The 16,025-nt window shown below is 35.1% G+C and carries 10 protein-coding genes, 1 tRNA gene and 2 pseudogenes; 6 read left to right on the top strand and 7 right to left on the bottom strand.

What is annotated here, in order from left to right; genetic code table 11:
• Both ACFIKY_RS08090 and ACFIKY_RS08085 read right to left on the bottom strand, forming a co-directional pair.
• Positions 1-263, bottom strand: a pseudogene (locus ACFIKY_RS08090) (hypothetical protein); the annotation flags it as partial.
• A 32-nt stretch (positions 264-295) separates the two neighbouring features.
• On the bottom strand, positions 296-886 hold the full coding sequence (locus ACFIKY_RS08085; protein WP_375661657.1) for a hypothetical protein: 591 nt from the start codon (positions 884-886) through the stop codon (positions 296-298).
• A 772-nt stretch (positions 887-1,658) separates the two neighbouring features.
• On the opposite strand from ACFIKY_RS08085, the gene ACFIKY_RS08080 reads away from it, so the two are divergent.
• From ACFIKY_RS08080 to ACFIKY_RS08065, 4 genes and pseudogenes are all read left to right on the top strand, one after another.
• Positions 1,659-2,054: a hypothetical protein gene (locus ACFIKY_RS08080; protein ID WP_375656251.1), complete on the top strand. Its 396-nt coding sequence runs from the start codon at positions 1,659-1,661 to the stop codon at positions 2,052-2,054.
• On the top strand, positions 2,011-2,724 hold the full coding sequence (locus ACFIKY_RS08075; protein ID WP_375661656.1) for a ThiF family adenylyltransferase: 714 nt from the start codon (positions 2,011-2,013) through the stop codon (positions 2,722-2,724). Before ACFIKY_RS08080 ends, ACFIKY_RS08075 begins: the two co-directional genes overlap by 44 nt.
• Complete coding sequence (locus tag ACFIKY_RS08070) at positions 2,721-3,941, top strand: MFS transporter (protein ID WP_375656252.1); 1,221 nt, start codon at positions 2,721-2,723, stop codon at positions 3,939-3,941. Before ACFIKY_RS08075 ends, ACFIKY_RS08070 begins: the two co-directional genes overlap by 4 nt.
• 1,255 nt (positions 3,942-5,196) lie before the next feature.
• A pseudogene (locus ACFIKY_RS08065) lies at positions 5,197-5,336 on the top strand (integrase); the annotation flags it as partial.
• Positions 5,337-5,441: 105 nt separating this feature from the next.
• Here the strand turns inward: ACFIKY_RS08065 and ACFIKY_RS08060 are convergent.
• Positions 5,442-5,532: transfer RNA gene (locus ACFIKY_RS08060), tRNA-Ser, on the bottom strand.
• 313 nt (positions 5,533-5,845) lie between these two features.
• Here ACFIKY_RS08060 and ACFIKY_RS08055 point away from each other — a divergent pair.
• Positions 5,846-7,045 carry a porin gene (locus ACFIKY_RS08055; RefSeq protein WP_375636609.1) on the top strand — a complete coding sequence of 400 codons (1,200 nt, stop codon included), beginning with the start codon at positions 5,846-5,848 and terminating at the stop codon, positions 7,043-7,045.
• Between the two features lie 1,244 nt (positions 7,046-8,289).
• Here the strand turns inward: ACFIKY_RS08055 and ACFIKY_RS08050 are convergent.
• From ACFIKY_RS08050 to ACFIKY_RS08035, 4 genes are all read right to left on the bottom strand, one after another.
• Complete coding sequence (locus tag ACFIKY_RS08050) at positions 8,290-9,096, bottom strand: N-acetylmuramoyl-L-alanine amidase (RefSeq protein WP_375644993.1); 807 nt, start codon at positions 9,094-9,096, stop codon at positions 8,290-8,292.
• Positions 9,097-9,954: 858 nt separating this feature from the next.
• Complete coding sequence (locus tag ACFIKY_RS08045) at positions 9,955-12,129, bottom strand: isocitrate/isopropylmalate family dehydrogenase (protein WP_375644994.1); 2,175 nt, start codon at positions 12,127-12,129, stop codon at positions 9,955-9,957.
• Positions 12,126-12,857: an alpha/beta fold hydrolase gene (locus ACFIKY_RS08040; RefSeq protein ID WP_375636615.1), complete on the bottom strand. Its 732-nt coding sequence runs from the start codon at positions 12,855-12,857 to the stop codon at positions 12,126-12,128. Before ACFIKY_RS08040 ends, ACFIKY_RS08045 begins: the two co-directional genes overlap by 4 nt.
• 262 nt (positions 12,858-13,119) lie before the next feature.
• Positions 13,120-14,316 (bottom strand): multidrug effflux MFS transporter, encoded by a 1,197-nt coding sequence (locus tag ACFIKY_RS08035; RefSeq protein WP_375636617.1) that lies wholly within the window; start codon positions 14,314-14,316, stop codon positions 13,120-13,122.
• Positions 14,317-14,949: 633 nt separating this feature from the next.
• On the opposite strand from ACFIKY_RS08035, the gene ACFIKY_RS08030 reads away from it, so the two are divergent.
• Entirely contained in the window at positions 14,950-15,666 is a 717-nt protein-coding gene (locus tag ACFIKY_RS08030; protein WP_375636618.1) for a phage tail assembly protein, read from the top strand.
• The last annotated feature ends 359 nt before the right edge of the window (positions 15,667-16,025 follow it).

The raw sequence follows: 16,025 nt of genomic DNA, 5'->3' as shown, positions 1-16,025 counted from the left end.
GGACCCATTTTGACCCCACCGTGTTTGTGGCTTGCGCCAACAGATTTTTGATTGTGCTGCAAATCTTCTGCTTGAATATGCACACTACCCGTTAATTCAACACGGGTTGATTGATGAGAAAGCACCAAACCTTGGCTACTCAAATGGATTTGGTTTTCCTCATGGGAGAGAATGAGTTCATCCTTCGTGATACGCAAAGTACCATAAGAGCCGTCACTTTTCTTTCCTCCTTTGTGCTGTAAGAGCTTTATCTCGTTGCTCAAGCGTGTCTTCTAAATGAATAACTTTTCGTTTCTTATCGAAATATTTTCCTCAGACTTTGAAGCCTGTTATTTAAATTATCAACTTCGTGATCGAGCCTTTTAACCTCTTGATTTAAGTTATCAATATGTTCTTGATGTTTAGAAATCACTTCTAAATAATGTAATGATTGAGACTGATCCTTAAGCTTATTTGCTTCATTTAATTCTCGAAAAGCCTCTGTTCTTTTCTCAACATGCTCAAATAAAGTAAAAACCTTCTCGAGCCGTTCAAAAATTGCAGCATTCCGCTTTTGCGTTATTTCATATTTATAAGTCAGTTGCTTGTTATTTGGCATATTTTTCAGCAATGCAAAATAGAGTGCCTGCTGTTCAAAAGCTATTCTCTTCAAGTCCTCTACCGCCACCCCCAATATTTGCATTGTATCGTTCCATCCTCTCTCCGCATTGTCTTTTTCAAACTTTGCTGAATCCAACTTCTGAACCGCATCATCACGTTCCTTAACAACTTGGGAACAAAATAATTTATCTATACCCGTATAGCCATGCGAGGTAGATAAAAGATATATTAGCAAAAATATGATAAGCAATAAGCCTTCCCTCAACAGAACTTTTTTTGTAAACATTTTTTATTTGCTCGTATGCAATAAATTAAAATAAACAATTAAATTTGTATTGAAAAATTAATAATGAAATTTATTAAATCTATTTAGAATAATCTATGATAAAAATAAAAAGGGATAAATTGTACACAAATTAAATACTCAACAAACAAAATAAAGCTATAAAAACTAATTTATTCAATAAAATAGTCATAGATTTTTCTGTCTAGCTTTATATCTCTATAGGAGCAATTTAATCACTTTATAGGTGACTTTAAAATATTTTAATAGGATATTATAATTACTTCAAAAATAACATTTTGATTAATAAATATACTAACAATTATAAAATGATGCGTATACAAAACGGATAACCACAATCAATGTAGTGATCAACTACTTTATAATATAGATTTGTTTGTTTTATCCGTAGCAGCAATAAAAAAGTTTGTGTTTTTACATAAATTCAAATTTATTCATTTTTTATATTATATTTTATGCTATTACTTTTAAGTTAATAAAGATCATAGAGTTTTAAACTGATGAGATGCGTTCTTTTCTCAATGTACGCTCATTAATATTTGATGTAGGAATATTTACTTTACATCATAAAAATGTATTTACAATAATAATATTTTATATAGGATCCTCCTCCCATGTAATGTGGTGAATAATGAAAACATCAATAACGAGGAGGAAATCATGGATCATACAGAATGTAAGTAATAACTAAAGAAATTTACCTGAAATTATTTTTCAGGGAAAAGTTGGTTTGCTCTACAAGTGGGGAGGATAAATGAAACAACAATATATTTTAGGAAAATACACACATATTGTTGTTCGTGAAGAGGATGCTATTTTTGGTGCAGGTTCAAACCAGTTTATTATCAATGATAAAAATTTTTGGGAGAACTTAGTGCTTATTGCGGCACAATGGATCAAAAAAAAGACAGTAGATGAAGTTTACAATTCACTATCATTAATCATGTTAAAAGAAAATTTTGACCGTGCGTTTGATTTTCTTGTTTCTAACCATTTTCTTGTCAAAGCTGAAACATCAGACAATATCCTCAATAATCGGTATTCCAGAAGTCATCTCCATTATCAAATGTTATGGTATGCATCCAACCTCTGTTCAGCATACTCTTTTGCAAAAAAGTGTCGTCATTTTAGGGGGTGGTGGGATTGGTAATCATGTATCAGCAATGCTTGCATCCTCTGGCGTTAGAAAATTGACTCTTGTTGACAATGATGTGATCGAGATGACCAACCTTACCAGACAAATTCTTTTTACTGAAGAAGATATCGGTCTTCCGAAAACAACAGTTCTTAAACGTGAGCTGATGCGGAGAAACAGCCAAATTGAAGTTCATGAATTACAAATGTTGATTACTGAAAAAGAGGATATCAACAAATTACCCAAAGCTGATTTATGGATCATTTCTGCTGATTCACCTGTTCAGCTAGGCCTATGGATCAATGAATGGTGTGTGAAAAATAAACAAGCCTATATAAATTCCGGTTATGTTAATGATATAGCTGTCTTTGGTCCATTTTACATACTTAAGAAAACTGGTTGTTACGCATGTAGCTCGTCTATAGGCAATCTTCCGGCAAAAAGTGATCACCTTATTTATGAAGCTTGTATTATGGTTAATAATAACTTCAAAGTTGCTACATTTCCCCCTGTTAATGCACTTTCAGCTGCCATGTGTGCTAATGATGCTCTTAAATTTTTGGGTGGTTATGGAAGCCTTCTTTCCACGGATCGCCGTATGGGGATATGGAGCAGCCAACTTTTCACAGAAGAGCGTTCTCTAAAGAAAAATCCTCACTGTAAGGTTTGTGGAACAACACAATGAACAGACCTCGCACCCTTGCTCTCAACTATGGATCCTATAATGCTGTCCGCATGCTGATCGGCGTTTACCATGCTATTTTTTTAATGTCCATGGGAGTTAGTCTGGCGCAATTAGCTCTGCTTCAGGTTGTCTTTTCCACCACCATCCTGCTGCTTGATTTTCCCTGCGCTGTTTTATCTGACAGATATCGACGTAAATATTCCGTTATGGCTGGGGTCTTTATGACAGGAATATTTTATCTTCTATGCCTTCAAGCTCCCAATATGACGGCACTTATTATTGCGCAAATTCTCTATGCAGCGGGCATTTGCATCATTGTCAGCGCCATTGACGGATGGATTTACCATTCTCTAGGCGATAAACAGGATCACTTTTCGCATTATGCTCATCTCTACCACCAAGTTAACTCTTTCGGAAGTATTCTCAGTGGGATTATAGGAATTGGAACGATCTATTACTCTGGACAATATTTTATGGGATATATCATCTCATGCCTCATGATGGGATTTATTTTTTTGATATTCCTTATTGTTCCGGAAGAAAAGAAAACGACAATTGAAACATCCAAAACAAAAACAATCTTGCACAATGCCAAGGAAACGCTTTGGATCTTTCAAAATACAGTAGGAGGCGCATGGTTTATTTTCCTCATGTGCCTTTTTAGCGCTGGTATTCAAATTATTTATCATTTCTGGCAACCGATAATACTTTCAGGGGGGAAAATTAATCACCTCAACGGTTCGCAAATGCTCGTCTTGATGTTCTGCCATATTGGAGCCTTTTCAGCACAATATTTTTCAAATTTACTGATGTCTAAGTATCATGTTCTTGATAAAAAATATAAGAATTCTATAAAATATTTTTCCTTCTTTTCTGCGCTGATGTGCATAGCGCTCTATTTTTCAGTTCATAGCCATCAAACTGCTGCATCAGTCATCGCCTTCTCTTTAATCCATGGATTTATTTGCACTGTACCGATAGGGGCCAAAAGCTTATTTTTCTCAGAACTTAACCAAAAACAAACGCAGCATATTTCCGGTATTGTTGGTGCTGTATCTTTTAGCGGAAGAATATTTTCAATTACAGTATTAAGTATTATTTCTTTTCTTCCTGCAAAAGTTTCTCCATCTTACTACCTAATATTACCGACCATTACTTTTTTCATGTGTGGTTTGGTTGTCATGAGATGGATGAAACACTCTCACAAGTCTCTATGAGAGGAAAATTTTAAAATTATCACCCACAATGTTTTCTTCTAAAAGAGATCGATAATTTTTTGAGAGCATTGCCACATCCAACTTTCAACATACAATGAAAATATAAAGCAATATGTTGATTTATAATGATAATATAGCAAACTCGAATATTGTAAGATTCTTTCTTTTCAAATCTGTTTTTATGGTTGAAACAATCAAAATCATTGCTTGCATATCAGTAAGTGGAGAAAGCTGTATAAATAAAAACAATTTAGAAAGGAAAAATGCATTTTATGAACTCCCATAATCAAAGTCTATCACAACATGGAAGCAGGAGTATAATATGTCTCGTGGCATCTTCATAAGTATACAAATGGTGTGGCTCTATAAGACTTTATATGCCTCACAGAAACTTTTGCATTTTATACCATTTAAGAGGTGCCGTCGCAAAATAGGCCTATACACATTAAGAGATATCTCTTTAACACAAGTGCACAAATTGGCAACACAAGTATATTTGTGTTTAGAATATTCTTTTTATATGAGAGGCATAATCCCAACGGGATAAACAAAAACGTAAGACACATAATCTTCATTATTTAAAAGACACTGCCATAGAGATTTATGAAAATTATAAAACTGAATTAATAAGATGATGATAAAAATGGGAGCTCATTTCCACCTTTTTCGCTTTTATATTTTTTCAAAATTAAAAAGATTCTTCCGTTTTTAGAAATGACTCGCTAGCAAATATATACAATATTTTCTCCCCTATTTGATATATAAAAGCTGACATAACGGATAAAGCAAAAGCTTAGCAAAACAACGTCATAAGATAATAAATGTGCCACCAAACAATTGGAACGATATAGAGAAGTCAAAAACACTTTTTGGAACAAAATCCGTAACATATCTAGCTTTACGGCCGCTTATTCTTACAAATGTTCGTGCTGCTCCCTATGTCCATAAAAATAAATAAGCAATCCTTAGCTAAAAAATATGCAACGTCAATGTGATGCTACAACAGAGATTCGCTTTCCTTTATCAACAAAAGCATGAGAACTTTTGAAACAAACCCATCTTTCTCGGGATATTTTTTTCCACAACTGATCATATTTCCTTTAATATAAATTGGCATAGCGATTTACGTAAAACATATTGCGCTTAAAACATCCCCCATTGGTTTTGCTTTAGTTTACGCCATTAGAAAAAAAGTTTTTGTAACTTGTTTCATGAAACATAAAATAAAAAATAAACACAGGAATTAAGAAAATGAGCAACCACACGCGCTACTAACGCAGGTATTACAATTTCGCAAATAAATTTAGATGGAAGAAAGATAAAATAGCACCACTCTATACCAAAACAGCCGATAGAAAACGTCTAGCAAGAAAAGCAATTAAAAAGCTTCACAAAATTGGGATTAGTAGAAAAGCAAATGGGCACAAATTACTGAAAATAAAATTCCCACACACAATCGACTACTTTTATAATAATAGATGGCGAAGATATAATAATAGATGGCGGAGAGGAAGAGATTCGAACTCTCGAGAGCCTTTTGAGCCCTACTCCCTTAGCAGGGGAGCGCCTTCGACCACTCGGCCACCTCTCCAACAGAGAGGCATAAATGGTATCAACAGAAAGTTCAAGACATTTTCGACTTTTTTCCCAAATATCTGAAATTTTTCTCCTATTGAGCCCATAGGGATAAAAAGTTAACAAAACAAAAATTGTGTCTTTTTTACCACATTATCTCGAATAGTACATGTATACATTACAAAAAGGTAATTTCATATTTGAAACTCTAAAAAGATTAGTATAGCTAAGGTAACAAGTGCCGCGTATTTTATTTATGTCTTTGTCCTTAATGCGTTAGGTGAATGATACTCTTTAGAAGAAGATTAAACGGACCTCGGAGATCTTATATGAATATTAAATCCCTCTTTTTAAGCTCTACAGCAGCTTTTTTAGCAATTTCTGGAGTACATGCTGCTTCAACAGTTATCGCCGAACCCGAACCTGTAGAATATATTCGCGTTTGTGATGCCTACGGAAAAGGATATTTTTATATCCCTGGAACAGATACCTGCATACGTTTATCAGGAAATGTTCGTGCTGATTTTATAGGCGGTGATAATATCGATGCAACAAGCGAAACTGAACTTAGAGACAAAAGAAAAACCTATGGCGCATCATCACGGCTCACCCTTGTTTTTCAAGCAGCTTCTGAAACAGAAATGGGAACACTCCGTTCATATGCAAGAATTTTCTCAAGCTGGGGTGATGGTAGAGACAGCGCTGGTGCAAGGCTTTCAGCCGCTTACATTGAACTGGGTGGTTTTCGCGTAGGTCTTGATGACACAATTTTCAACAGCTGGACTGGTGATTATGGAAATGTTCTCAATGATGATAGCATAGCACCTGCCGGCACAACACGCACCAATTTTATTTCCTACACCTTTAATGGTGACTCCGGCTTTTCTGCTATTATCGGAGCTGAATTAGGCAATAATTCAGATTCTCTTCCTGGAACAACAGGATACTATATTGATAAAGATGATAAGCTTGTTTCTATCACGAAGGATACTCCTCTTCCAAGTAAAGCAATTAAAAATTACACCCCGAATGTGGTTTTGGGTATAAAGTTTATGCAAAAATGGGGTGGTTTTTCAGCGGTTGCAGCATATGATACTTACTACAAAAAGTGGGCTGGAAAAGTACGTGCAGATTTCAATATCAATGATCGTTTCAATCTATGGGTAATGGCTGGTTATAAAAATGGCCTTGATTACTACACAGTAAATGAAAATGATGAGTTATCACGAAAAAGCACAACGATTTATGCAAACTGGGGCGGTAAATGGGCTGCTTGGGCAGGTGCCACTTACAAACTCACTCCAAAGGCAAATTTAAATGCACAGGTTTCTTATAGTGCTGTAAAAACTTTTGCAACTTCTGTAAATATTGCATATACGCTGGTTCCAGGATTTGTAATTACACCTGAATTAACCTATGTTAATTGGAATGATGATCGCATTGTGACGGATAAAAATAATGATGAAAAACATTTATTCAATAAAAAAAGTGCTTTTCAAGGTATGATCCGTTTACAGCGTTCATTCTAATCCTATTTAAGCTAAAGATTTTAAAAACTGGCAACATAAGTTGCCAGTTTTTATTTTTGCAATCAAACATCATGAGCATCTTTCTTGATACTTATTTTCTTGTCTTTTTGACAAAAATTACTGACTTTCACAAAAATATTCTCAGAAAATTAACCTAATGTGCTTGATAAGAACACTGCGTAGGCGGTGCTTACACATCAATTCAAACAATCTCTTGCGTGCCCTTTAAAGGTGAACAAATACCTTTGCTTTATTACCAAATTGGTCTTTCTTGGTAATTTACTTTTCACCTTTGTTAATTCAGCTCATGATCTTCTCAGATAAATTCTACACTGAACAGATAAAATATTGAAAAAACAAGACATCATTGTGTTTTTTATATGCATGAATGTGTCTTCTATTAACATCCTAAAACACAACATTTTACAACACTGCCTCGCATTAAAAAACTTAATCATCAAGAAACATGTTGTCAAAACGATGAAAATATCCTCCAAAGCAATAAAAGAGAAAATAGATATGTCTTCAAAAAATGAATTGACCTCTTCCCCTTCTAAAGAATAGAGACTCCTATCAGTAGCAATCTGTAAACGACCCACCTTTTTTTGAATCTGCATCACATTGATTTATAATGATAATCTATTATTTTGCATGTTGAATTAACCAAAACCATTCACTTGTACATGACAAATGGAGAGAGCCATGTGAAAAAAACAAGTAAAGAAAATCCTTTTATGCATCGTTTTAAGTTCCAAGGGCTGTAGTAACATTGAGATCTGGCAAAGTATATAATGGTGCTAGGCACTTTTATTAAGCATAAAAATGAGAATACACTTCATAGAGGATTTTAGATTATATTCTTTATGAACGTCGCTGTAAAATATGTGTTGTGATACAGACTAAAAGACATTTCTTTAAAACAAGCATGTAAATATACAATACAAGACCATTTTGATTGAAGCGTTTTATCTTGCGTAAGGAACATGCCATCATATACGCAACATCTTGACTTTACTCGTTTTTAAAGGAAGAAAAATATAAGACAAAGAAACAGTAAAATTTAATCTCTGCAAATCACAGAGCTTTCTGTAGAGTTATGTTTCCATAAAACGCCTTATACCGTACATGGGATTTTTTACACGATTAATGCTCTTTTTTACATAAAGCCCATTGGCAAAAAGAAGCCTCTCTTGATAAGAAAAAGGCTTACACGTAATCATATTTTCAATTAAAAAGCATTGAATTCACGGAAAATACTTATCAACCAATGCATAAAGAATTGCTGCTGTTTCAACATCTAGAATCCCATCACAATTTTCTTGACGAAAATGAAGTTGAAATGCTCGGATCAAATCTTTGTATCCTGTTTGGGTACACGCAGCAGAAATGTCATATCCATAACATTTTAGCTTCGCCAAAACATCTTCTTTGGATGGAAAATTCTTAGAGAATTGCTCTTGATAATGACTTTTTAGTTCATCATCATACCATGCTCCTATACCTGCCCTATAAAGTTCTCTCCATGGAAAAGCTGCTCCTGGATCACTTTTCCTTCCAATGGCAATATCACTATGTCCCACAACATCAGTTGGCATAATATCGGGATACCGTTGAAGAATATTCAATGCAAGCTCCTTAACGGCATCAATTTGTATTGGATTATAAGGAGGAAATATACTCCCCTCATCATGATAAGCCATAAAATCAACTGTCTCTTCTGGAGACTCAGAATGACCAGTCGCTAAATTAACGATTTCAATCCCGATAGATGCATCATTGAGATGACTATGCCCAGTCCATGAACTCACACCCGCATGCCAAGCACGCTCATTTTCATCGACCAGATTAAAAATACGCATGTCCGTAAAGCCTGCCTCACGATATGTCTGCTCTGAAGGATCAGGAACAAGATAGTGTGCACTAACCTTTTCTCCTGTAAGCGCCATAACCGAGGATTTAAAATCAAGAGCCGTATAATGCATGACGAGAAAACGAACGCGACGATTAAAACTCTTGACAGAACGATAACTGTTGTAATCAATCTGATACATAAAAGCCCTTTCTTTTTTGCTTAAAAAGACCACTGCGCACCACAACAAATAGGACACAAATTGTTAAAAAATTTGCAACGAACTTCCTATCTAGATATTAAGAATTACGCCTAAAATTTGTTCATCAAAAACATTGACACTCTTATCAACAATTAAGACACATTTTTATTTTTCCCACACACACGCGTAAAATGTTTTTAACCACATTCACCAACACACCGCATTAAATATTTTCCTCAAACAAATTCCTAAAAATTACCAATCAAAAGAAAAACAAAAGCATAAAATGATCACTCCTTAAATTTTCACGTCTTACAGAAAAAATAGTTTTTCCTGTTATCAAATTGAAAAATATCGCCCCTCGGAAGCGAACTCCCAACTATCGCGCAATCACACAAAACTTATAGGAAAAATTTTATGAGCTCTTTACAACAATTTATTATCAGATAACTGAATGGCACATATTCCAATAAACTGGACGTATTTTTCAATAAAATTTGCAAAGCTTTCCTGTAAATGACACGACTTCTTGTCTTTTCACAACATCACTTTTTGATTTACAAAGAATCTTAATTATTTACAACGCTTGAGGCACACGAAGCCCCTGGATTCCTTGTCATAGGCTCTATTAAAGATAACATATTGATTTATAATAATAATTAATCATTTATAAATATTGAATGCAGCGAGCCTAATATAGTAAAGTTTTTCTTAATCTTGAATCAATCAAAGTCATTTAATTACACATCAAAAGAAAAATTAATCTATAGATAAAAACCACCTAAGAAAAGGATAAAAATACTTCTTATAATAGAACGTTCAATAATTTGAGCAATATTTTTACGTCCCCATAGAGGTTCATTTGCTTTTCTCAGTTTGCAAATATCTTTTTAAAACCAACCAAGCTGCATATTCTTGTAAGACGACACCTAAAAGTGGTCGCGTATAGGGAAAAGTTACACGATCATCGTCATAACCTTTCATCCGTATAGTCATCGTGGCATGTCCAAGGCTTTCTTCTTGATTTTCTAATGTCTCGATAGAAGGTGATAGGCTCACTTCAACCTCAAGATTTGGAATATTTTTTGTACTTTTTTCTATGGGTTGAAAATATTTTAAAAGCTGCGGATCATTGGAAGACCAATGAACCTCTGCATGCATCGCTAATTGTTTACAAGTAGTAGTCACTTCTGCACCAACCAAATAGGGGTGAAAATGATTTTCAAATTCTTCCACGAAATGTTGTTCCAAGGGCGCTTCTGATTGACCAATCAGCTGCACAAGAACATAGGGACTTTTCCATAAAAAATGCCGTTCAAATGGCTCATTTTCAAGATGACAATCAACCCACTGCGCAATGGTACTTTCATCAATTCCAATCAAAGTCCATGCATACCTCGCACGCGATACAGAAGAATATTTCTTCTCATTGTGTTCTAAATAATTCTCTAAAAGCGCAAGAGCCTGTGATGGTGGACCAGGCAAAACAACAAGCGTACTTCCATCGCAAGAGAGATAAAACCCTGGTGCTGTACCCGTAGGATTATCAAGCACGGTTGCTGTCTCAGGAAACAATGCTTGACGCGCATTACTCTTATCCGCCGTAATCCCTAATCGTTGTAATTGACCTTTTATTGTTTGCCAAACATCTTCATGATGTACCAAAGGCTGCTGCACGGCTTTTGCAACCGCATCACGTGTTATGTCATCTGATGTTGGTCCCAATCCCCCACTGATAATGATAAGATCTTCTTGTCCAAGACAAGAAACAACAGTTTCACTGATTTGCTGTAATTGATCAGCACAAACAAAATGACGTGTGACTTGAATATTTCTCTTGTTTAAGCTTTGGCTTAGATCTTGTAAATTCGTATTCAAATATTGTCCTGAAAGGAGTTCATCACCAATAGTAATAATTGCCGCATGACAAATAGAGACAGGTTTCATGAGAGAATTGCGAACAGCTTCAGCCATTTGACGGGTAGAGGCTACACCTCCTAGATCGTAAGATACAGTTTTTCCAGCACGAATAACCTGATCAACACTCTCAGACAGTTGTTTTGCTGCATCTTTAAAGCCTAAATGTTCTAAGAGTAAAGCCGTGGTATAAAGCATCGCAGAAGGATTTGCTTTATTTTGTCCAGCAATACGTAGTGCGCTTCCATGAACAGGTTCAAAATAAGCAATCTCGCTCCCCACATTTGCACTAGGTGCAAGCCCCAATCCTCCCATTACTCCAGAGCCAAGATCAGAGAGAATATTGCCAAACATATTTTCAGCAACAATCACGCCAAACTGCTCTGGCTTCGTTACAATCCACAAAGCAACTGCATCAACATTATGAATATCTGCTTCAATTTCCGGATAGTTTTGCGCAATTTTCTCAAAAATTTCTCGCGAAAATTGTCCACTTTCTCGCATAACATTGGGCTTATCAGCAAAAGTAACTCGCCTCATGCCATATTTTCTTGCATAAGAAAAAGCGTATTCAAATAACCGCTCTAAACCAAAGCGTGTCTGCAAACGGACTGTCCACGCAGCTTCCTCAAGCCCATATTTTGTCAAATTGGGATGTCTTAACCAAGCGGCTGCTTCAGGAGTGATACCCCGAAAATCCAATCCAGCATAAAGACCTTCACTATTTTCTCTGATAACATAAAAATGAAAAGGTTTTTTCGGACCAAAGATGTATCTTATAGGGCGTATATTTGCAAACAACCCTAATTTTTGGCGAAGCTGAAGTACAGGAGAAACATAGGCAAGGTTTTGCTCTTTTAAATGCGGTTCAAGTTCTTTTAAAGCCGCTTCTTTTCCTTTACTGGTCACAGCTCCAAGTAAAATCGCATCACTCTGAGTAATTTTTTGCCAAGTTGCTTGAGGGACAGGATCTCCTTCCTGTTTCCAACATTCAAAACCAATATCACCATAAGTAAACTCTATTGGCAATTGAAATTGCTCTAAGACCATCAGCGCAGCATCACAAACCTCTGGTCCTATCCCATCACCAGGTAATACAAGAACTTTCTTTTTCATAATCCCTCCATCCATTCATCAATGACTGTATCCGTCATAACAGGATTATCCTCCCACAAACGCGTACCAGCACCAGAGATGATCTTATATTCATGATTGAAACAAGGACTTTTCGTCTGATTATCTACCGTTGCAAGTTGTGACTTTTCTCCCACTAAAGCTAAAAACTTCCCCTTATACTTAACTATTTCATCTCTAGCATCCATCGCCAATAAGAGTTTAAAGCCTCTTGTCATGCGTTCAATTGCCACGCTTTTTTGTTGATCAGGAGCCTCCAATAAAACTCTTTTTTTCATAATGCCAGAAGGATGCATAAAACCATTGAGTATTTCCAAAGCTCCTGATAAATCATTATTTTCTAAGTAAACAAGAATATCTCCAAGGCGCCGTTGCAAAACCTTATCAAGATAGCCAGGTGCATTCACAGCAAGCACAGCTTGAACATTGGGAAGCCGTGCTGCCAATATTTGTACCAACATTCCAGCCATAGAAAATCCCACAAGCACTGCGGGCTCTTTAAAATAGCTTTTAAGTTTTTCTTCTATAAAAGATAAAATATCTACAGCAGAATGATTGAGAACATGAGAACTCTTAGGAAAAAGAGAAAGCGTATCCAGCAGAGTGACAGGGAATCCTTTTGATAAGCATAGCTTTGTCAATGGAGAACAAAAAACACCACCATCCCAAATTGGCATTACAGGAGAAAGAATAATAATAGGAAGGCTCATTGATCAATTCCTCCCCTTATTTTAAAACATGCATTAGAGCCAAAACTTTTCCCACCCAATATAATGAAAATATGTTGAAACTCTAGGCTCATACTCCCCCCCATCATAATCGATTTGTTAAACTCAAACTAAGCTTGTAACAAATTTTAAACCCATTCAATCCAACAACTTAATAAAAAAAAATTCATCTAATGTACAGGTGCCCCATTTGTGTAAAACATCAAAAGCATTTCCGCATAATGCTTTCTTTTTATCATTTCACTCAGCTCATTTCTGAGGTCATAAAATGACGCGCTTTTTGAATATAAATGATAAAACCAATCATACAACACACAGCTAACAAAGTGGCCATAGCCCGTGGGCTATGACCAGAGATTTTTCCGATAACCGCTGCACTTAGCGCCGCACTTCCTAATTGCAAAGATCCCATAACACCAGAAGCCGCTCCCGCAGCTTTCGGATGCGATGAAATAGCCAACGCTGTTCCTAACGGCAATAAAAAACCATTACCAAAAGTCAGAACAGCAATAGCCAAAAAACTTGTCACAAGGGGCCATGGGCTTAGATACATTTGCACAGCAAAGAGCACGCCTCCTATAACAAAAATAATGTATCCTCGACAGACCGTCTTTTCCATAGACTCGCGTTCAAAAAACCATCGCGCCAAAAGATTTCCCAAAATATAGGGCAATGAGACACCAATGTAGCTATAACTAATGTGTATTGGTGATAGCCCCAAAGTCGTGAGTAAAAAAGGCGATTCCACAATATAAGCAAAATAAGCTATGTAAGAAAAACACGGAATAAGTGCATAAAAAATAAATTGTTTATTTCTAAAAACGCCTAAATATGCCTTCATCAATCCTACAGGAGAAAAATGCTGCCGTTTTTGAGGGGGCAGAGTTTCCGTTAGCACAAAACAACACAGCAAAATGGTCAAAAATATAAAAAAGCTTAAAAAGATAAAAGTTGCCTGCCAATGAAAAGCTTGTATCAAAAGTCCACCAATGAAAGGTGCAAGTGCTGGTGACATTCCAATAAAAGGGAAAACAATCAAATAAAGTTTTCCGGCTGCTTTTTTATCTAACAAATCATTGATAATTGCACGACTTAAGACAAGTCCCGCACAAGCACCAAGACCTTGCAAAAAACGTAACACAAGAAAAGCGTGAATATGAACCGTATAAATCGCACCAAATGTTGTAAATAACCACAAGAATAAGCCCAATAGAAGTGTTTTTTTACGCCCAAAATTATCACTCAGTGGCCCATAAATGAGCTGTCCAAGTGCCAATGCCAACAAAAAAACTGCCACTGCACTCTGAATTTGAGATTGTGTCACTTGATAATATTGACGCATCTCTCCCAGTGCTGGTAAAAAAATGTCGGTAGAAATCAATCCCCCCGTCGATAAACATACAATAAGTATAATGAATGGTAATGTATATTTATGAATCATAAAGAAAATCACACTTTTAGTTAGAGATTAAATAGTATTTAATTAAATATAACAAATATAATTATATTTTATGCTTATACATACAAATAATAATTATTAAAAGTGTTATTATTTTACTTTGTAAAAATATTATTTTTCTTATAGACAGCGTTTTGTTTTACGGACTTCATGGGACAAAAAGTTATTCCCTAAATAAGCTTTCCTGTACACACATCTTGCTATAACACACATCAACCTTTTTCAGAAACATCATAGATAAAATGCACTGATATTACATACCTTCTCCGCGACAACAATGGTATTCTCATACAATATCGAGTGAAATGAATCTACAAAATTCAAGGAAGAAAAACGGTCTATTGACGGCTCTACTCCAAAATTACGACCGTACAAAGCCCACTTCTAACACAACAATAGCTTGAAAAGCCTATCAACATAAACCTTTATTGTAAAGAATTTAGGTCTATCAGCTCATAGAGTATAATGACACCCCTGCAAAAAAACAAATATACTTTGCTCATTGCATGAAACTTTTTACTTAAGATAAAAAATTAAAAAAACTGTATAACATATTGATAAATATAATACTGTAATTTAATATATTTTTATTTAATTGACTCATAGGAGCTGTGAATGTGCATAATAGAAATAACACGCGTCCCATTACTGATACCCCTTACAGTTGAAGGAAAAACATATACAGAGATTAGTTTACGACGTGCAAAAGTTAAAGACTTAAGAGAAATAAGCAAAAAGGAAGGGATCAAGCAAACAATAGAAATGATTGCCTGTCTTTCGGGATGGTCTTATGATATGATCAACAAACTTGATGAGCATGACTTTTCAAATATCAAAGATATTTTGGACTCCTCAGTAAAAAAAGCGCTCGACAAAATAATCAGCATCAGTAACGATATTAAAATGGCTTTGAAAAATCCATTCACAAGCTATGTCGAAAGTTTTATCCATAAAATAAAAACACTCATGGGAAAAATAATGAATGTCTGTATTTTCAGCAACACCATGTTGGAAAAATGCAAAAACAGTTTGTATAAAGATATATTTGAAACAAAGGATATAAAAAACATAAAAGAAGAAATCTTTAGCGACTATACACCAATAACAGTGCATAACCCTTCTAATACACCGATTCAAATGAACATTATAAATTACGGTACCTTCATACAAAATAGTCCATCAGAACATATGCATATTGCATCTCATCCCAAAACTGAAAACACAACAAAAAAGTCAATTTTGGATATAATCTTAAAATTGTCAGACATTGCCTCAAAAATTTTGAATCTGCCTTCTTGGTGTTGGGAGCTTTTACTTAAAAGATTGAAATAATTTTTCGAGCATCGTTTTGATATAGAGCAATAAGAGAAGGAAAAACAGCTTAGAACACTAATGTTTCTTCCTTCTCTTTTATCTCTCATAGCTTTTTGAATTGAATACTTTTGATATTTATTTTGAATAATTGAGGCATTCTTTTAATCATAAGTGCAATATAAAAAAACTAAAATTTTAGAAGACGCGCTGTTTTTACAAAAAAATGAAATAATAAAATAAAGACTCTAGAATTTTAAGTAATGATCACCGTCCTGTTTTCGATGTTTTCTGTCCTTTTTGGCGCATATCTATTCACTTTTGGAACATAATTGGCAAAAAGACATTGTATCTCCAGCATATTCAAGGAGATAAAACAT

This window comes from Bartonella sp. CR127HXZ, assembly GCF_042194555.1.
Taxonomy (GTDB): domain Bacteria; phylum Pseudomonadota; class Alphaproteobacteria; order Rhizobiales; family Rhizobiaceae; genus Bartonella; species Bartonella grahamii.
Note: the sequence above shows the minus strand (reverse complement) of the source record. Positions and strands in the feature narration are given on the sequence as shown.